An 18,652-nucleotide genomic window follows, 5' to 3' on the forward strand; every position below is an offset into this window, starting at 1 on the left:
AAAGAATACCAGTTCACAGCGCTGCTTCAGACTAGCCATCAACGTGGGTGATCACGCGCGCGACCCCGTCTGAGGGGGTACATTTGGGGGGAACGGGGGTTTTCTGTCTCGCAGATCGTTTCCGTTCCCTACTGGATAAACGCACTCCGATGGCATGACACGCATCAAGGGGGTAGCGTAACGTGACTTTATCCGCTAGGCTATCAATAAGTTCCGATCAATAGGAAAAACGAAATTCAGGAAGGTTGAGTACATGACTGAGAACTCAGCAGCAGATCAGATCATCGACCGTGGCATGCGTCCGAAGGTGGCTGGAAACACCACCCGCCACAGCGGCGCACCGGTTGCCTCCGAGAACATCTCCGTAACCGCCGGCCCGCAGGGCCCGAACATTCTCAATGACATCCATCTCCTTGAGAAGCTCGCCCACTTCAACCGTGAGAACGTTCCTGAGCGTATCCCCCACGCCAAGGGTCATGGTGCCTTCGGTGAGCTGCACATCACCGAGGATGTGTCCCAGTACACCAAGGCTGATCTGTTCCAGCCGGGTAAGGTCACCCCGATGGGTGTCCGTTTCTCCACCGTCGCCGGTGAGCAGGGCTCCCCTGACACCTGGCGTGATGTCCACGGTTTCGCACTCCGCTTCTACACCCAGGAGGGCAACTACGACATCGTCGGTAACAACACCCCGACCTTCTTCGTCCGTGACGGCATGAAGTTCCCCGACTTCATCCACTCCCAGAAGCGTCTGAACAAGAACGGTCTGCGCGACGCCGACATGCAGTGGGATTTCTGGACCCGTGCTCCCGAGTCCGCACACCAGGTGACCTACCTGATGGGTGACCGCGGTACCCCGAAGACCACCCGCCACATGAACGGCTACGGCTCCCACACCTTCCAGTGGGTGAACAAGGACGGCGAGGCATTCTGGGTCAAGTACCACTTCATCTCCCGTCAGGGTGTGGAGAACTTCACCGACGCCGAGGCCGCGGAGATGGCCGGCATCAACGCCGATTACCACCGTGAGGATCTCTACAACGCGATCGAGAACGGTGACTACCCGATCTGGGATGTCAAGGTTCAGATCATGCCGTTCGCGGACGCCGAGAACTACCGCTGGAACCCCTTCGACCTGACCAAGGTCTGGTCCAAGAAGGATTACCCGCGCATCGACGTCGGTTACTTCATCCTCAACCGCAACCCGCGTAACTTCTTCGCCCAGATCGAGCAGATCGCCCTGGACCCGGGCAACATCGTCCCAGGTGTCGGCCTGTCCCCGGACCGCATGCTCCAGGCCCGCGCATTCGCCTACGCCGACCAGCAGCGTTACCGCATCGGCGCGAACTACCGCGACCTGCCGATCAACCGTCCGATCAATGAGGTCAACACCTACAGCCGCGAAGGCCACATGCAGTACGTCTTCGATGCCGAGGGTGAGCCCTCCTACAGCCCGAACCGCTACTCCAAGGGCGCAGGCTACCTGGATGACGGTGAGACCTCCTCCTCCAACCACACCTCCTACGGCCAGGCTTCCGACATCTACGTCAACCCGGACCCGCACGGCACCGACCTGGTTCGCGCCGCCTACGTCAAGCACCAGGATGATGACGACTTCATGCAGGCCGGCATCCTCTACCGCGAGGTGTACAACGACGAGGAGAAGGCACGTCTGGCTGACAACATCTCCAACGCGATGCAGGGCATCTCTGAGGAGACCGAGCCACGCGTCTACGAGTACTGGACCAACGTGGATGAGAACCTGGGCGCACGCGTCAAGGAGCTCTACCTGCAGAAGAAGGCAGCCGGCGCAGCTGAGCACACCTCTTCCACCGGTGATGACATCGACAAGAAGTAGTGTCAACTACTCCCACTGTGTGATGTGAAAACCCCACCTGCGTCCTGCAGGTGGGGTTTTCCGCTGGAGAAAAAGAACATCACCCCTGTGCCCGCCGAGACGGGCGCAGGGGTGGTGTTTGTCTATCAGTACAGCGGGGAGCTGAGCACGGCGCTGCCGGTGCCCAGGGCGGAGCTGCCCAGGCTCAGTGCGCTGGAACCGAGACCGACGGCGAACCATGCGGCAGCGATCTGGAGACCTGCAAAGGCAACATCAGCGGGAACGTTGAACTGGGTGACAAAGCCGACCAGCTCCGGCGGGATCGGAATTTCGGAGCTTGGGGACGGTGCTGCGGACTGTGCGTGGGCGACGCCGGTGGTGCCACCGAAAATGAGGGCGGTGGACAGTGCCACGGCTGCGAGCTTCTTGAAACGCATGGGGTACTCCTTCACTTGATCGGGCAATAGATGAATCACATCCGATAGTAGTTCAGGAAACCTGTGAATTCAGCTGTCCGCTGATGAAAAAGAGGGAAAGAGCTGCTTAACGACGCCCGCCTCCCGCACCTTTACTACGAGGGTGCGGGAGGCGGTGGGGGTGGGGCGTCGAAAAGCGCCCGTCAACCGATGTTTGTTTCCCGGTTGCGGTTGTCCACCACGGTCACCCCGTAGATGGCGCGGCCGAGGTAGAAGGACCCGACGGAGGCCACCACCCAGACACCCGTGATGGCCAGGCAGCCACGGATGAAGTTGTTGAGGTCAAACCCGGTGGTGGTCCATTCACGCAGCATGAGGCACATGATCAACAGCGGGATGACCACACCGACGGTCGGCCCAACCAGGTTCGCCCTGGTGAGTGGATCCGGGGCCCGCCACAGGGCAAGCGCCGTGCCGAGCGAGAACAACCCGGCGATGATGACGGTGATCGAGATGATGATTTCTGGGATGGTCATCTACCTGCGTCCCTTCGTGATGATGCGGGCCATGGACATCGTCGGCAGCACGCCACCGAGAATGGCGGCCAGGAACGCGATCTCATAGGCGATGGAGGTGGCGTTGTTGAGGCACCACATCAGGTAGATCGCGATCATGGAGTAGAAGATCATGTCGGATACAACAGCACGGGTGATGAAGTCCTTCGTACGCAGGATCAGGACCATGGAGGCCACCAGCGACACGGCGACCATACCGATGCCGATGGTGATGACAATTTCAAAGGCACTCACGGGGTATCCCTCTTTCCACGGCTGACGGTGTCACGGGCGGTGTCGGCGATCTCGGTGCTGGGGTACTCGAAGTCGCCGGGGCGGATCTGGTTGCCCTCACCCTGCCCGGGGACACCGTGGTTGATGCCCCTGACATGGGGTGCCATGCGGGCCTCCATGTCGGCGATGGACTCAAATACCCCCACCGGATCAGCACCGAAGGCCGCCTGGATGAGCAGCACCATGGGGGCGCCCTCCTCACGGGGTTCACGCAGACCCAGGGACAAGGTGGACGGTGTCATGGTGATGCAGGCGGACAGCGCCGCGATCTGCCATTCCCTGGTCACCCGCAGTGGGTAGCGGATGACCACCGGGGTGAATGGAGCCTCCTTCTTCAGCGCGGAGGTAACCACGTTGAAACCACTGAGGAAGATCTGGCCGACCAGCCAGGGGCCGAAGGTCAAAAGGTGCAACATTTCTAGTTACCTCCCGTGTAGTTCGGGCTGGGGACCCCCACGGCCTCATCGCCCAGGACGGCATCCATATAGCCGGTGGTGTCGAGCAGACCGGCGGTGGCGGTGAGTGTGGCGTCGATAAGCGGGCCGGCCAGCAGGAACATGGCCACCGACAGCACCATGAGCGCGGTGGCCGGGGCGATCTTGGCGGGACTGACCCGCAGTGCAGGGGAGACACCGTGTGCTGTGATGGAACCACCCCAGAATACTTCCCGCCACACCCGGATCATGGACAACAGAGCGCCGAAACTGGCGATCACGATCGCGGCGATGACGATCCAGGACCATACGCTGGCATCGCGGGCGATCCCCAGGACGATGAACGCTTTGCCCCACAGCCCGGAGAACGGTGGGAATCCCACCACGGAGAAGGCACCCGCGGCGAAGACCACAGCCACCCACGGATCCCGTCTGGCCAGACCGGAGAGTTTGGACAGCAATCCGGTTCCGTAGGTTTCCTCAATGGCGCCCGAGGTGAGAATCAGAGCGCCAACGGTGATCATGTGATGCAGGGTGTAGAGCAGGCCCGCGGCAAGGGCCCGCTGCGGATCCTCGGAGGTGAACGCCAGCATGACCAGGATGAACGGCATGCCGTTGACCATCTGGTAGGCCAACACCCGGCGGATGGAGTTTTCCGCGAGGCCGGCGAAACCACCGATCAGCATGGAGACCACCATGAGGGCCACGATCAACCAGTTCCACGTGGGGTCAAGATCAAAGATCATCACATAGATGCGGTACAGCATGTACACCGCGACCTTGGTGTGCAGACCGGAGAACAATCCCATTACCGCGGCGGAGGTACCCGGGTAGGTGCGGGGCAGCCAGGTGTGGACGGGGAAGACACCTGCCTTCACTGCGATGGCGATGATGACAATGCCCATGGCGACCGCCGCGGTGGTGTTGTCACTGACCACACCCTGCAGCGCCGCGATGTTGACGGAACCGACCACGCCGTAGAGGATGCCCACGCCCGCCACCAGGAGCGTGGACGCAGACAGGTTGACCAGGACGAAGATCCGTCCCGCGGCCAGACGGGACCAGGTGCCGGTCATGGCGATCAGACCGTAGGACGGCAGAAGCATCACTTCGATGAATACGAAGAAGTTGAACAGGTCGGCGGTGAGTAGGGCGCCGTTGACACCCGTGATGAGCATGAGTGTCAGGGCCGGGTAGAACCGGGCCCGGGTCTCACCGACCATGGTGGCGAACCAGTTGGCCGCCACCGCCACGATGGAGGTGGTGATGATCATGATCGCGCTGAAGGCATCCGCTGCGAAGGGGATGGCCACGCCACCTACGTACAGGCCCACACTGTGGGCGATGGTGCCGTGTTCGGCGGTGTGGGCGAACAGCCACACGCCGGCCAGGATGCCGGCAAACGGCACGATGATGTGTAACAGGTCGCGCATCATCCTGCTGGGCAGAATCACAGCCAGCACGGATGCTGTCAGTGGAACGGCGACGAAAATGGGAAGGAGTATGTCAGGTGCCATTAGTTGTGGTCCTCCCTCTGGGGTGCGCGGGTATCGCTGGCGACCCCGGCATCCCCTGCCGCGGGGGATTCGGATTGTTTCTGGGCTCTCCGGGCCACGTCAACCGGGGTGTGCCCCGGCTTGTAGAGGGAGCGGGCCGAGGTGGTCAGTGGTGATTGGTCATCCTCGGGCTCCACGGAACGGGTGTCATCGCTGCGGCCCAGGGCCGCCAACGTCAGCAGGATCGTGGTGGTAGCCATGGCGATGACGATGGCGGTGAGCACGAAAGCCTGGGGGAGCGGGTCGGCGGCGTCCGTCATCGCGGTGCGGTCCGGGAACGGCTCACCACGCCAGGCCGGCACACCGGCGTAGAGGATGGTGAGGTTGGCGGCGTGGCTGATCAGTGACATGCCGAAGACGATGCGCACCATGCCCCGCTGCTGGATGAGGTAGACGCCTCCACCGAAGAGGACGGCGATGGTCAGTGCGAGGATCATCGCAGGTTCTCCTTATCGTCAGTGGTGTCTTCCGATGCGGGACCGGTACCGGGAGTATCCCCCGCAGCCGCGGCTGAACCGGGGCCGACGTCACGGGTATCGGCGGTGCCCGTGGCTACCGCCCCGCCGGCTGCAGCGGTTTCTGCGGCGGCGGCCTTGGCCATGACGGCATCCACCGGGGCTGTGGCCGGGTTGAGTGGATCCGGCCAGTCCTCGTCCCCGTCGGGTTCCCCGGGGACCTCCGGGGTCGGGGGCAGGGGACCGGATCTGCGGGCGAAGTCCAGCATCTCGAGGGGGGAACCCGGGCGCAGGTAACCACCGAGATCGTTGATGGCCATGGACACCATGCCAAGCACGGCGAGGTAGACACCGACATCGAAGATCAGGGAGGTGGACCAGTGTTGGCCACCGAACTCAAAGTGGATGGCATAGAGGAAGGAACCACGCATCAGGCCCAGAACACCGGCGAATACCGCAAAGAGGATGCCGATGCCGGTGAGCAGGAACGGGACATTGTCTCCGAAGGCCTTGCTGTCCCTGCCCTTGGACAGGTAGAGGAACATCAGGGCGCCACCTGCGATGAGGGCGGCGATGAATCCACCACCGGGATCGTTGTGGCCACGCATGAACACCAGGAAGCTTAAGACACCAAGCACCGGGATGAGGAAGCGAACCAGCTGGCGGAACGGAATGGAGTTGAGCTGGGACTGTCCGAAGGGACGTGGGTGGGTGCCCTGGAGGAATGGGTGGCGTGGCATGGAGGCCACCACCGCACCGATGACTACGGCGGCCATGCCCAGCACGGACAGCTCACCGAGGGTATCCAGTGCTCGGAACTCCACGAGGATGGTGTTGACCACATTGGCGCCAGAGGTTATCTCAGGCCCGTTGTCCAGGTACCACATTGCCAGTTCGGAACGGTCCCGACGACCGAGCAGACCCCACACCGCGAGGAAGGCGGCCACACCGGCGAGGATGGAAACCACGACGGTGGTGGCGTGATTCTTCGTGCCCTTCTTGAACAGGGTCGGCTGGTGGCGGACCACCATCATAATGATCACCACGACCAGGGCCTCCACGAGGAACTGGGTGAGCGCCACGTCAGGGGCACCGAGCAGCAACATCTGCAGGGACACGCCCACACCGGCAGTGCCGATGAATACCGCGGAACTCAGACGGTTGCGGTTGGTGGCCAGCCCGATGACCGACAGGGTGATGAGGGTGAGTGGGATGAGATCCATCCAACGGTCGATGCCCTCGGTCTTGGCGCCCAGCACCACGGCGGGTGACAGGGTGGCCACGGCGGCCAACACCACCAGCAGGAGGATCAGGTTGACCAGGTGGGCACGTGGATTGTGGCTGTCCGCCATTCGTGCGAGCACCCGGCCCATGCGGGTGAGCCAGTGGTGCAGGAGAGCCAGGGAGTCGTTGCCCGAGGGGATCGGAACCGGACGCTTCTCGACGACAGGCCATACCTTCTTCCGTGCCACAGCGAGGGCAGCACCCACCGCGAGGACAATGAGGCTGAGGATGAGCGGGACATTGATGCCATGCCACAGCGCCAGGTGGCTGTCCGGGGAGACTCCGCTGACAGTGGTGACCGCCGCATTGATGGGAGCGTCGAAAAGCCCGAGCGCGAACACCAGGGGAAGGGAGGCCAGGCCAGGCAGGGCGGCCGGCAGCCACAGGGAGACCGGGGCTTCCCTGACATGGGACATATCGCGCGGGCCGTCCACGAAGGAACCGAGGACGAGCTTCGCGGAATAGGTGAAGGTGAGAATGGCACCGATGGTGGCAGCGGCGAGCAGGATGACCACACCGACATTGCCGATGGGGGCTTCCTGGAACGCGGTGAGCATGCCCTCCTTGGACACGAAACCCAGCAGCGGTGGGACCGCGGCCATGGACAACGCACCGACGAGCACGGAGGCGAAGGTGAACGGCATCTGTTTGACCAGTGGACCCAGGCGGCGGATATCGCGGGTGCCGGTCTGGTGGTCGATCACACCGATGAGCATGAACAGTGAGGACTTGAACAGCGCATGGCTGAAGGTGTGCACCAGGGCCGCGGCGATGGCGAAGGGGGTGCCCACACCGATGGTGGCCACGATCCAGCCCAGGTGGGACACGGTGGAATACGCGGTGAGTTTCTTCAGATCCGTCTTCTGGACCGCGAAGTACGCCGACATGATCGCCGTCCCCATGCCGACCACGATGAGCAGCCAGTTCCATGCCGCCACATCGTGGAACACAGTGCTGAACCGGATGAGCAGGTAAATACCGGCCTTGACCACGGCGGCGGCGTGCAGGAATGCGGAGACCGGGGTGGCCGCGGCCATGGCCTCGGGCAGCCAGAAGTGGAAGGGGAACTGCGCCGACTTGGTGAAGGCGGATACCGCGATGAGCATGGCCACGGTGATGGTGATGGCGGGTTCATCGGCCCAGAAATCCGCGGCCAGGATCTGTGTGAGGTTGGTGGTGCCGGCCTTCGTGGCGGCGATCGCCAGGGCAGCCAGGAGGGTGAGGCCACCGAAGAAGGTGAGGATCAGGGTACGGATGGAACCGGCTTCACCACCGGAACCGGAACGCGCGATCAGCATGAAGGACGCCAGCGACACCAGTTCCCAGCCGATGAACAGCACCAGGACATCATCGGCAAGCACCAGCATGAGGATGGAGGCGGTAAACGCCGTCATGATGGTGTAGAAACTGGTACTGCCCTTCTGACGGGGTAGATACTCCGTGGAGTAGATGAAAACGATGGCGCCGATCGCCAGCGCGAGCAACGTGAAGAACAGGCTCAGGGCATCGGCGCGCAGGGAGAACATGACGTCCGTACCCGTGCCGATCAGGTCACGTATCCACACGACCTCCCAGGTCAGCGGGGTGCCATCCAGGATCGGCCCGGCTTCACGGATCAGAAAATAGGCCGCGGCCAGGAAGATCAACGCGAGCGGCCAACCGGCTTTCCGGTCGAGTACCCGCACCACGATGGGCGAGAACACCACCGAGAACGCAGCCAGTACCATCACTAGTAGTAAGGTCATGCTGGTTTCCCCACACCCCGCCGTCGGGAATGATCGACGACCCAGGTTTTCGATTGGAAATGATTCATTACAAAAACTCAAATAGACGTTACCAGTGTGATCATCCGGTGCGCCTACCAGCTCACACCAGGCGGGGTCACTACATTTCGTAAGTATGTCTGCTGTTGTTGCTCCCACCGAAACACCAGCCACCCGCAGGGGTGGGATTCTGGCGGTACTGCTTCTTTTCATTCCGCTCATCGCGGGCACGGTGTTCGCCACCGCCACAGACATGGACATCTCCCGGTCCTGGTCGTCTGGCGGGGAAGTTACGGGTGCACCCGCGCCTGCATCGGCGAACAGTCAGGAGCTCATCGAGGCCCGTCGCGCCGCCGGTGAGGCCGGGGCCCAAGCCGGGTTCCTCGCCAGCGGTACCGGTGAGCTCACCGCCGGAACACAGGAGCTTGTCGACGCCGCGACCCCCCTCCAGGAGGGCGTGGGTGCCGCGGCTGAGGGCGCCCGGCAGCTCCACCAGGGTCTCATCGAACTGCAGGCCGGCACGGGGCAGATGGGCACCGGTGCCACCGAGATCGCCGATGGTGTGTCCTCCGCGGTGGAGCAGATGACCGGCCTGGTGATCCTGACGCAGCAGATCCGGATGGCCCTGGAGCAGGCCGACCGCGACCTGGCTGCCATGGACCGGCCCGAGGCTGAGCAGATCCGGGGCCAGCTCGCGAACCTGAAGGGCGAGCTGGAAAAGGCCGGCCTCGATGTGGAGATGACCGACCGCCTCGACGAGCTGCGCTCCGGCACCCGCGACCTGGCCAACCAGCTGGCAGTTCCAGGCTATGGCTACCACGACGGCATCTATACAGCCACCAACGGTGCTGCTGAACTGGCCACCGGCCTTGGTGAGCTGGAGGCGGGTGTCGGTGAGGCTGTCGCGGGTTTCAGCGCTCTGGATGAGGGGGCCTCCCGCCTCGAGGCCATGGCTGCGCTCAACCAGGAGAAGACCGGTGCCGTCCAGCGGGCTCTGCCGGCACCCCAGATGCCCGCGGCGGGGGTTGAGCTCACCGCATCCGGATCCGAGGCTCAGTCGGCCTCCCTGCCACCGATGTACGCCTTCCTGATCGCAACCATGGTGATGCTGGCCGGGGTGGCACTCGGATGGTTCACGCTGCGTAACCGGTGGCTGCTGGCCTTCGTGGTGCTGGGCATCACCGCACTGGGTGGTGTCGTAGTGTTCACGGTGGCGCTCGGCATGGGGGCTGCCGCGCTGGCAGGAGCCGTGGCGGTGCTGCTGCTGGCCACCATGGCCTCGGCGGTGATGGCCCGCGTGCTCATCCATGCCTTCGGTGTGACCGGAGCAGTGATAGCCGCCGTGATCGGATGGATCGCGCAGGTTGCTGTGGTCGGACACGTCTGGAACGTCACCGCTGTGGCGGAGATCGGCACCGTGTGGCAGATCCTGGCGGGGCTGATGCCCCTGCACTATCCCACCTTCGCCCTGACCGCCCTGGGCAACGGAGGCACCCTGACCCCGGTGTGGGTGGGCGTAGCTGTGTTGGGTGGCCTGCTGATCATCGGTTGGGTGATGTTGCGGCGGTTCACACCGGCTGCGGTTATTGAGGTGGCATCCGACAACACACCGGACCGCGAAGCTGTGGAAGAGGAGACAACAACACCGACGCCCTGACTGCTCAGGGCGGGGAGCTGGGTTCTGTAACAGGGTCTGCCCTGCTAAATGAGTCGGTAGCCAGAACCCCGGACGGTCTCCACCTTCTCCGCGCCGATCTTCTTACGCAGCGCCCGGATATACACATCCACCACATTGGACCCCGGATCAAAGCTCATATCCCACACCATGTTCAACAACTGGGCGCGGGAGAGAATCTGACCCGGATGACGCATGAGGGTCTCCAGCAGATCAAACTCACGGCGGGAAAGATCATGCCACTTATCTGCCACAAACACCTTCTGGGTGCGTAGATCCAGTTCCAGGGTGCCGTGCTTGAGCAGGTGAGCATTCGTGGTCCTCTCCACCGGCTGACGGCTGGCCAGACGCAACTTCACCCGTGCCAGGAGCTCCGCAAACTGGAAAGGCTTGGGCATATAATCATCCGCCCCACCCTCCAGGGACCGGATGCGATCCTCAATGTTCGTGCGGGCGGTGAGCACAATGATCGGCAGCGACACCTTCAACACACGCAGCTGCTCCAGAACATCCGCACCATCCATATGCGGCAGCCCCAGATCCAGGATCATCAGGTCAAAATCACCACTGTGGGCGCGCGCAAACGCGGCCGCGCCGGAGACCGCCACCTCACACTCGAAACCCTCCTGCACCAGGCCCCGCCTGATGAAGTCCGCAATGCCATCATCATCCTCCGCGATGAGAATCCGCTCCATGGCCATCTACTCCTCCGTCTTTTCTACATCTGCTGTGTCCGGGGCGGGGATCTCCAGACCGAAGATCGATCCCAGACCAACCGTGGACTCAACATAGGCACGCCCACCATGGGCATCGCCAATCGCTTTCACAATGGACAAACCCAGACCCGCGCCCTTCGGCCGGTTCGGATGCCGGGGATCAGCCTGCCTACCGCGGGAGAATCTACTGAACAGTGTCTCCTGTGCATCCTTCTCCACACCCGGACCACTGTCGCGCACCCAGATCCGGAACACCCGCTGAACCCCAGAACCCTGGAAATCAGAACCAATGGCCACCGGCCCCTCCGAATAGCGCAGCGCATTGCCATAGAGCTCCAGAATCGCCTCCGTGACCCGCTGCTCATCCAGCACCACCACACCCTCGGCAGCATCCACCAACATCACCCGATCATTGATGGTGCGTGCCTTATCCTCAATATCAATGGTCAACTCCGTAACATCCACGGGCGCCACATGCAGGAACTCACCGGAATCCGCCACCGCCAGGGTCAACAGATCATTCACCATCCGTGCCATCCGATCCAACTCCGTGGTGGCCAACTCAATTGACCGTGCCCGCTCCTCAGGTGGCGAACTCTCCAGCAACTCCAATTGACCACGCACCACCGTGATCGGTGTCCGCAATTCATGACCTGCATCATCAACAAACTGACGCTGATCGTTGTACGCCGTCTCCAAACGATCCAACATCTCATTGAACGTACTGGCCAACTGCGCAATCTCATCGTTACCCTCCACCGGCACGCGCCGGGTCAGGTCAGAATTGGAAATCGTTGAAGCCACCTTACTGACCCGCCTGATGGGGGCAATGATCTGCCCGGCAATCAACCAGGCAATCAGCACGGAAGCCAACACGCCTCCGGCACCGACGAACGACAGGACCCTGACCTGCTTCTTGACGGCTGTTTCGCCAGGTTCTGTGAAATAGGCGACGATGAAATGCCCATCCGTAGTACCGGGAGCTGTTTCAAAGGCCACCCGTCCCCAATAGGCCCTGCCACGGACCGGATCATCAAAGACCCCGGAATGGGATGAGGATGCGAGGACCTTCTCAACGAGGGGTTCGTTATAGGTCAGCGGTTCCGGGTGTGGCCCACTGAGCTGGGAGAAATCCACCTGGATCAGTTGATCGGAGAAGATACCCACGATGGCTTCATTGTCATCCGGAATCTGCCGGGAGAGATACACCTCAATCAATCGCTGCGGGGAATGGAAGGGGGTGGCTGTGGTGGGGTCCGTACCCTCATCAGCAAAACGACGAAATTCACCGATTTCCTGTTCAACAGCCGAATTGGCCACAGCGACGACATCAGAGAGCAGCACAGAACGGGTGATCACCACGACGCTGGTCAGCGTGGTGAACACAACCGCGGTCATCCAGAAAACAATTCGCCAGCGAAGGGATGCTGGCGAATTGTGGAGGAGCCTGAATCTGCTCATCCGGGGAACATGGTGGGGCAGGGGGAAGAGGCGTGGCGCATGGGTTTAGTCATCATCCCAATCATCGTCCCAATCGTCATCATCGTAGTCGTCCCAGTCGTCATCATCCCCATCATCCCAGTACTGATAATTCAGCGGTACCTGGGGAACAGGTGCCGGTACGGGATTGGAGGCCGGCGGTGGTACCTGAGCTGGGATTGGGGCGGTGTCAGGGGATGGCGCTGGGACCTGGGCCGGGCGCTGTGTATCCGGCTCCGGTGCCGCGGTTGATATCATCGGCTGCGAAGACGGCTGATCTGGCGGAGTGCTCTGGTCACTGCTGGTGTTCAGCCGCACGGTGGCCATCTCCGCATCCACCTCGGGTGCTGAGGTGTTGTTGGCCAGTGCCGATCCACCGATAGCGACAAGCACGAGCAGCGCCAGGATAGCGATGAGCGGAGCGAAGCGCGGAAGTGACTTCATGATGGTGTTCTCCCTTGGGTTTTTTAATCTACTTCCATCTTTGACGCTGAAGATGAAATGGGGATGAAAGTTTTCATGGTGACTCAGGCGGCTGACTGAAAGTGGGAACGGATATGATCCTCGCGTCTTCCGGAGACGGCACAACCGAGCATGAGCAGGCGGATTGCGCGTTCGGCAGCATCGGTCAGGAGTTCGCTTCCATCGCGGACTGCATCCTCCATGGCCATGGGAACAGTCATGATGGATTGGATGGCACCGATACCTACATCGTGTACCTGGGGCGCTCCCTTGCCCAGCGAACCGGCCAACGCCAGGACCGGAACTCCGGTGACGCGTGCACGCCGTGCCACCTCGGCGGGTACCTTGCCCCGGGGTGTTTGGAAATCAATGGCCCCCTCGGCGGTGATGATGAGATCAGAAGTGCTGATGAGACCATCAAGATCGGTAGGGGTGGGAAGGTCCGAGAGCAGGACATCGAAACGGTCCCGGGCCACTGCCCCCAGGGCCATCAATCCTGCCCCGAGCCCACCGGATGCACCGGAACCGGGACCACGGCGGAGGTCCGCTGCCGGGGAGAAGGTGTGGTCCAGCAGAGTGGCCCACTGCTCCAGCGCTCTGGACAGTTGCTTGACCTGCTTCTTCGTGGCCCCCTTCTGCGGTCCGAATACAGCGGCGACCCCATTTTTCCCAGTGAGAACATTATGGATATTGCAGGCCAGGGTGAGGGAGGCATCAATCAGCTTCGGGTGAAGCTTCGTGGTATCAATTTTCACTGCAGCGCTCAAGCCTCTACCACCCGGGGTTACCTCGGCACCGGAATCATCCAGGATTCGGGCACCGAGCGCGCTGAGCGCTCCGGCACCACCATCCGAGGTTCCGGAATCACCACAGCCGATGATGATGTGGTTGATGCCGTGATCCAACATGCGGGCGATGAGTTGCCCCACTCCGTAGGTGGTGGTGGCGGTGGGATCGCGCTGATCACGGGGCACCAGGCTGAGTCCGGCCGCCTGGGCCATTTCGATGACACCGACGCCCTCATCGACATATTCCAACCACTGGGCAGTGACTTCCTTTCCGACCGGGCCTATCACCTGCTCGGTATGCAGGAGAGTTCCGGAACGGGAATTGAGGATTTCCAGGGTGCCTTCACCCCCATCTGGGACGGGGAAGGTATCCACACGCACGCCGGGAAGGACGCGGCGCACACCGGCTGCAATGGAATCGGAAACTTCCACGGCAGACAGGGACTCCTTGAAGCCTGAAGGGGCGACAAGAATACGTTCTGGCAGGTAGAGAGTCATGGGAATGCTCCTTGATTTGGGTTTAGGTGAAGAGGGGAAGGCCGAGGGCCGGCCAGATGTAGAAGGCGAACACAGCGGTCACCGTGATGAACATTGGGGCCATGAGCAGTGACATGCGGGCCAGGTCTGAGGGATCGAAGTGCTGTTGGGTGCTGGTGTCATCCCCGCGGAAAATCGCCAGGGGTTTCGCTGAGGCCGGCAGGGTATGACAAAATCCAGCGGCGGCGGTGGAGATGAACGCTGCAGCCACGGGATTCACCCCCACCACCGGGGCGAGCGCCACCACGATGGGAATCAGGACAGCTGAGCGGGCAGACCGGGACTGGATGACCAGGTGTGCAGCAGCGGAGACGACAATGACCACCAGCACAAACATGGTGCCATTGAGTCCTTGAAGCAGCGATGAGGTCAGGATCTCTACCGCGCCGGATTCCGTCAGGGCCTGGCTGATGGCGATGGTCGCCGCCATGAATAACAACAATGACCAGGGGATCTTGCGGACAGCTTCAGCTAGATCCACCGTTCCGATATATGGGGAGGCAGCCAGCAGCGCACCGAGTACCGCCACCATGGCCGGAGGAATATGGTGGATGGACTCTGTGAACCATAAAATGACCACCCCTCCCAGCACGAGCAGGGAACGGAGTTCCTTTGCGCCGATGGGCTCCTGGGCTTTGCCCCGGTTGAGTGCCTTCTCGGTGATCACCAGCTGCTGGGCGCGCTGCTTGTCGTCGGAAAGCGCCAGCAGAATGATCTCGGCCGCAAGGTGGGAGCTGAACAGGGCGAAAGGTAGGCCCAGTAATAACCAGCGTGTGAAACTGAACCCCTCCAAACCCTGGTCGAGCAGAATCTGCTCTGTGATCAGATGGGCACCAGCGCCGATCAATGATGCCACCGCGGAAAACAGCACCACGCTGGGGAGCGTAATGGCCAGCACCCGCAACAGCCATGCAGGTAGCACAGCGGAGAAAGCCAGGAAGACAGGCAGGATCAATGCAGCACGACCACTCGTGGCAGGAACAACAAAAGCCGTGAGCACCGTGACAAAGGTGAGGACGTGGACGAGGATTCGCGGTGAGGATATCCCCACACTGATCCGCACAGCCACCCGAATAGCCAGCCCGGATCTGGTCACCGCGGAGGAGATAATGAAAGCGCCGATCAGCAACCAGATTGTTTCGCTACCCAATGGGGAAAATAGTGCATCTGCGCTGATAATTCCCAACAACACCAACACGCTCGCCGCACTGAGTGCTACGAAAGTGTCTGATACAGCGGAAAATACCCACAGCCACACCGCAACAGCGAAGACCACCAGAGTCACCCGGGCATCAGAGCTCATGGCAGCACCTGCTGTTTCAGAAGTCTCCGGCAGGGTCATAAACCAGATCATGGGGATGGACAGGGCACTGACAATGGGCATCACCTTGCGGATGCGTGACGTTGACCCCGGCCTGGTGGCATAGACACGGTATCTGGGACCGATGAAGCCATCAGTGCTGGTACGCATTGTTTCTCCTGTCCTGATGGATGGGCAGATCAATGCCGATGGTGCATCCTGACCGGGGAGCGGATTCCACCCAGGCCACAGCACCGTGTTGCTGGCTGGCAGCGAGCACCGGGCGCATTTCACGAGCGCTGAAAGTTGTATTGAGCTGATGTGAGGTGAGCTGGGTGTCCGGGGAATGCAACCACAGGGTGACGGTGCGGTCCCGGATGCTCATGCCGGCTGCGGTGCCCCGGCAGAAATCAGCGGCAGCCTTCAGCGCTGTGCCCAGTGCTGAGACATCCACCCGCAGGATGACCCGTGGATCCGATGGAAGAGACAGCTCCAGACCAGAATGTTCCCCGATGCTTTTCCCCACCATGCTCACATTCCCCTCCACCAGCTGAGGGGTGCGCTGAGCCTTGGGAAAAAACCACCACAACATTCCCACCACCGTGACACCCGCTACCACAAGTGACACCACCATCCGGATGAGACGCTGGGTATGGCGGATATCCATGCCGGTGAACCGGGCAATGAGCAGGGAAGAATCAGTTGCCTCGATTTCTACCGAAGCCCAGTAGATGGGACCCTCCGTTTTCTCCACAACTCCGGCAGCCTCCGGATTGTCCGTGGCGGCCACGACGAGGGCATCTCCGTAATCGAGGGGCTGTTCAGCCCAGTCGGACTGAATCAACTGCCCCGGGGTGATGCCCACCAGCGCTTCATCGGTGCTGATGGGATGCTGCTCAATAAACTCAGCCAAGAGCGAATGCGCAGAATCTGCTTCCTGGGAACCTGAGAATTGAACAAAATCCCGCACGGTGGATTGCACATCCACCCTGGCCTGATGATGAACCCGGGCGATCAACGCAGCGTGCAGAACCACAGCGAAAAACACCAGTGTCAGCCCTGCAATGAGAACGGCAGGGATTAATCTGATGCCATTGGGCTTGATCATGGGGGAATTCTCTCTTTACGTTCAACAACACGTTCAACAACACCGGTGTGGCGCTGTAAGAACCATGATCGCGGCCCATGATGAATCCTCCATGAGATGAAAATGAGGATTTCTTCATCTTCGTGATGACATTTTTGAGGGAGCTTCTACGGGTGGATACTGTGCTCACCGGGTAATGGACCCCGCGATTTAGCAGGACAGCATGGGAAATGCTCATGGCAGCCCAAGATGGCTACCTCACGCGGGGGTTGTCTCTCCACGGGTCTCAGAGGTGGTGGGGCAGAAGCGGAAAACTGGTGGGGCGCTGCGGGGGAGCACGAAAAAGCAGGCTGGAAGGTACATAACCTTCCAGCCTGCGACGGTTTTGGGAAACCCCGGTCAGCATAGGTTTCCCTGCGGAATTCCACCCCTGATTCCATCGAGTTCCGTGAAAAATTCCATGGGATGGACAGTGGACTGAATCTTCATCCGGCCACCACACTCACATGAGTGCCCCGAGAGACCGCAGGCCAGATAGATGGCATTAGCGTTCGACGTGAAGTCGGGTGTGCCCGGATCAAGGACTAAAATCCAATCTATGTACACCCCACTAGGGTTGTGTCAACCGGGCTGGATATTTGCGATCTAGGCACACTCCGTAACCGGAAGTTAAGAGCACAGATGGGGGATAAACTATGAGACTCGATTGGCTTCCAGAGGAGCTTCATTCAGTTGCTTATCGACTTGCACGAGCTGACCAAGCGGCCTTCGATATTGGAAACCTGACCCTAGAGTGGTCGAAGAGCGAGCCGCTGGAACTTGTCGAAAGAGAAATTAGTGATTCAAAAGTGGACATTGTGGTTGTCAGTATTCGGCCGATGCCCCCTATAATCCCATTGCTTTTCAGTGAAGCCATTAATCATCTTCGAGCGAGTCTGGATAACACGGTGTGGCATTTGGCTGAGAAGCACGTCGGACGACTGTCTTTTCATCAGGCTTTGAACGTTGAGTTCCCTATATGTCATAGTGAGGATAAGTTCGGCCAATGGCGCAAAAGACGCAAGAACAATAATCTAGAGATCCTAAGTGGCCCTAGTGACCTGGCTGACCGTCTTGAAAAGCTTCAACCCTTTAACGATGTCACTCAACTCATACCTTCGATATCAGATAGGTTCGCAGCACTGATTGGTGAAGAGCCAGACTTGCGGCATCCGCTCGCGTTGCTTCAAGGGTATTCAAACGATGACAAGCACCGGCAGCTTCGGCTCGGGGTGGTTAAGTCGAATATCTTGACCTCTCACACCTCACTCTGGGAGCAAGACCGTGGGCTTCGGAGTCTAGATTCCGGCTCGGTGTTGGGATCCTTCCCAAAGGGACCTCGTATTGAGCTAGACGCGAGCACTACGATCCTGGTGGAGCGGCCGGGAGCTCCAGGAACTTGGGTTGTTCCTGTGAGAGAAATAGAAGCATTGCGACGTTACGTGGCAGATATCGCTATCCCAACCCTTCTCAAGGGCATAGCTCTTACGGGTGCCATTCCTCCAGATCTTGATCCAAGTGACAGTGGGTTTGATTTTAAGCCCCGGGTACTTCAAGCCCAAGGACGTAGTGCAGTAGATCGCTTGGAGGCTGCCACAGACAAAATTTTCATTGATGCGATGAGAGCGCCACGAAAGCGGCTTCGGATGGACTCTACAGATGAGAACACGTCCGGCTGAGACCGATAATGGGCCTTTTATGTCACTGCCTGAGGCACCCCGTCCTGTCTCAACCGCACTGTGCATCACGCTATCGGACGTAACCATCCCAGAGCCGCAGTTTTGCAGAGCGTGTCTTCACTATCGCACCTGATCGAAAAATGCTTTGTGCAGCAGTAGTGGGTTCGTGCCGGTTTTGAGGCTGTCGTCCTGCTTGTTTTTCTCGAAAGGAAGATACAACACTGGTGGAGTCCATTAGCGTGGTGTATCTGTAACTGCCGGTGAGGGACCCCATGAACACATGAGGCGACCACCGCAGGT

Annotated in this window: 16 protein-coding genes; 3 read left to right on the forward strand and 13 right to left on the reverse strand. The window is 60.6% G+C overall.

The window, feature by feature from the left end; translation table 11 throughout:
- The first annotated feature begins 253 nt into the window (after positions 1-253).
- Positions 254-1,855: a catalase gene (locus H9627_RS06460; RefSeq protein ID WP_191733181.1), complete on the forward strand. Its 1,602-nt coding sequence runs from the start codon at positions 254-256 to the stop codon at positions 1,853-1,855.
- Positions 1,856-1,980: 125 nt separating this feature from the next.
- Here the strand turns inward: H9627_RS06460 and H9627_RS06465 are convergent, their stop codons facing one another.
- The 7 genes from H9627_RS06465 to H9627_RS06495 form a co-directional block, all read right to left on the reverse strand.
- Positions 1,981-2,271, reverse strand: a complete 291-nt coding sequence (locus H9627_RS06465) for a hypothetical protein (RefSeq protein WP_225213534.1) — start codon at positions 2,269-2,271, stop codon at positions 1,981-1,983.
- Positions 2,272-2,453: 182 nt separating this feature from the next.
- Complete coding sequence (locus tag H9627_RS06470; RefSeq protein WP_191733183.1) at positions 2,454-2,786, reverse strand: Na+/H+ antiporter subunit G; 333 nt, start codon at positions 2,784-2,786, stop codon at positions 2,454-2,456.
- A complete protein-coding gene (locus H9627_RS06475; protein WP_191733184.1) occupies positions 2,787-3,059 on the reverse strand; it encodes a cation:proton antiporter in 273 nt (90 codons plus the stop codon).
- Positions 3,056-3,514 (reverse strand): monovalent cation/H+ antiporter subunit E, encoded by a 459-nt coding sequence (locus H9627_RS06480; protein WP_191733185.1) that lies wholly within the window; start codon positions 3,512-3,514, stop codon positions 3,056-3,058. The genes H9627_RS06475 and H9627_RS06480 overlap by 4 nt, the downstream gene beginning before the upstream one ends.
- Before the next feature lie 2 nt (positions 3,515-3,516).
- Entirely contained in the window at positions 3,517-5,049 is a 1,533-nt protein-coding gene (locus H9627_RS06485) for a monovalent cation/H+ antiporter subunit D family protein (RefSeq protein ID WP_191733186.1), read from the reverse strand.
- Positions 5,049-5,525, reverse strand: coding sequence for a cation:proton antiporter subunit C (locus tag H9627_RS06490; protein ID WP_191733187.1), 477 nt, complete (start codon positions 5,523-5,525; stop codon positions 5,049-5,051). The genes H9627_RS06485 and H9627_RS06490 overlap by 1 nt, the downstream gene beginning before the upstream one ends.
- The gene (locus H9627_RS06495; RefSeq protein WP_191733188.1) at positions 5,522-8,572 is read right to left on the reverse strand and encodes a DUF4040 family protein; all 3,051 of its coding nucleotides are present in this window, start codon (positions 8,570-8,572) and stop codon (positions 5,522-5,524) included. The genes H9627_RS06490 and H9627_RS06495 overlap by 4 nt, the downstream gene beginning before the upstream one ends.
- A 154-nt stretch (positions 8,573-8,726) precedes the next feature.
- Here H9627_RS06495 and H9627_RS06500 point away from each other — a divergent pair, with 154 nt between their 5' ends.
- Positions 8,727-10,247, forward strand: coding sequence for a YhgE/Pip domain-containing protein (locus tag H9627_RS06500; RefSeq protein WP_191733189.1), 1,521 nt, complete (start codon positions 8,727-8,729; stop codon positions 10,245-10,247).
- 44 nt (positions 10,248-10,291) lie between these two features.
- Here H9627_RS06500 and H9627_RS06505 read toward each other — a convergent pair whose 3' ends face one another.
- The 6 genes from H9627_RS06505 to H9627_RS06530 all read right to left on the reverse strand — a co-directional run bounded on the left by H9627_RS06505 (position 10,292) and on the right by H9627_RS06530 (position 16,460).
- A complete protein-coding gene (locus H9627_RS06505) occupies positions 10,292-10,960 on the reverse strand; it encodes a response regulator transcription factor (RefSeq protein WP_191733190.1) in 669 nt (222 codons plus the stop codon).
- Between the two features lie 6 nt (positions 10,961-10,966).
- Positions 10,967-12,379 carry a sensor histidine kinase gene (locus H9627_RS06510; protein ID WP_225213535.1) on the reverse strand — a complete coding sequence of 471 codons (1,413 nt, stop codon included), beginning with the start codon at positions 12,377-12,379 and terminating at the stop codon, positions 10,967-10,969.
- Between the two features lie 108 nt (positions 12,380-12,487).
- Positions 12,488-12,904, reverse strand: a complete 417-nt coding sequence (locus H9627_RS06515) for a hypothetical protein (RefSeq protein WP_191733192.1) — start codon at positions 12,902-12,904, stop codon at positions 12,488-12,490.
- Between the two features lie 83 nt (positions 12,905-12,987).
- On the reverse strand, positions 12,988-14,208 hold the full coding sequence (locus H9627_RS06520; RefSeq protein ID WP_191733193.1) for a glycerate kinase family protein: 1,221 nt from the start codon (positions 14,206-14,208) through the stop codon (positions 12,988-12,990).
- Between the two features lie 22 nt (positions 14,209-14,230).
- Positions 14,231-15,718: an SLC13 family permease gene (locus H9627_RS06525; protein WP_191733194.1), complete on the reverse strand. Its 1,488-nt coding sequence runs from the start codon at positions 15,716-15,718 to the stop codon at positions 14,231-14,233.
- The gene (locus H9627_RS06530) at positions 15,702-16,460 is read right to left on the reverse strand and encodes a hypothetical protein (RefSeq protein WP_225213536.1); all 759 of its coding nucleotides are present in this window, start codon (positions 16,458-16,460) and stop codon (positions 15,702-15,704) included. The genes H9627_RS06525 and H9627_RS06530 overlap by 17 nt, the downstream gene beginning before the upstream one ends.
- An 869-nt stretch (positions 16,461-17,329) precedes the next feature.
- Between H9627_RS06530 and H9627_RS06535 the strand changes: the two genes are divergently transcribed.
- Positions 17,330-18,352, forward strand: coding sequence for a hypothetical protein (locus tag H9627_RS06535; RefSeq protein WP_191733196.1), 1,023 nt, complete (start codon positions 17,330-17,332; stop codon positions 18,350-18,352).
- The last annotated feature ends 300 nt before the right edge of the window (positions 18,353-18,652 follow it).

Origin of the sequence: Corynebacterium gallinarum, assembly GCF_014837045.1 — a bacterium.
GTDB lineage: Bacteria > Actinomycetota > Actinomycetes > Mycobacteriales > Mycobacteriaceae > Corynebacterium > Corynebacterium gallinarum.

Coding starts and splice junctions, on each gene's coding strand:
- H9627_RS06460 (WP_191733181.1), top strand. CDS start 254: ATGACTGAGAACTCAGCAGCAGATCAGATCATCGACCGTGGCATGCGT.
- H9627_RS06465 (WP_225213534.1), bottom strand. CDS start 2,271: ATGCGTTTCAAGAAGCTCGCAGCCGTGGCACTGTCCACCGCCCTCATT.
- H9627_RS06470 (WP_191733183.1), bottom strand. CDS start 2,786: ATGACCATCCCAGAAATCATCATCTCGATCACCGTCATCATCGCCGGG.
- H9627_RS06480 (WP_191733185.1), bottom strand. CDS start 3,514: ATGTTGCACCTTTTGACCTTCGGCCCCTGGCTGGTCGGCCAGATCTTC.
- H9627_RS06485 (WP_191733186.1), bottom strand. CDS start 5,049: ATGGCACCTGACATACTCCTTCCCATTTTCGTCGCCGTTCCACTGACA.
- H9627_RS06490 (WP_191733187.1), bottom strand. CDS start 5,525: ATGATCCTCGCACTGACCATCGCCGTCCTCTTCGGTGGAGGCGTCTAC.
- H9627_RS06495 (WP_191733188.1), bottom strand. CDS start 8,572: ATGACCTTACTACTAGTGATGGTACTGGCTGCGTTCTCGGTGGTGTTC.
- H9627_RS06500 (WP_191733189.1), top strand. CDS start 8,727: ATGTCTGCTGTTGTTGCTCCCACCGAAACACCAGCCACCCGCAGGGGT.
- H9627_RS06505 (WP_191733190.1), bottom strand. CDS start 10,960: ATGGAGCGGATTCTCATCGCGGAGGATGATGATGGCATTGCGGACTTC.
- H9627_RS06510 (WP_225213535.1), bottom strand. CDS start 12,379: ATGACCGCGGTTGTGTTCACCACGCTGACCAGCGTCGTGGTGATCACC.
- H9627_RS06515 (WP_191733192.1), bottom strand. CDS start 12,904: ATGAAGTCACTTCCGCGCTTCGCTCCGCTCATCGCTATCCTGGCGCTG.
- H9627_RS06520 (WP_191733193.1), bottom strand. CDS start 14,208: ATGACTCTCTACCTGCCAGAACGTATTCTTGTCGCCCCTTCAGGCTTC.
- H9627_RS06525 (WP_191733194.1), bottom strand. CDS start 15,718: ATGCGTACCAGCACTGATGGCTTCATCGGTCCCAGATACCGTGTCTAT.
- H9627_RS06535 (WP_191733196.1), top strand. CDS start 17,330: ATGAGACTCGATTGGCTTCCAGAGGAGCTTCATTCAGTTGCTTATCGA.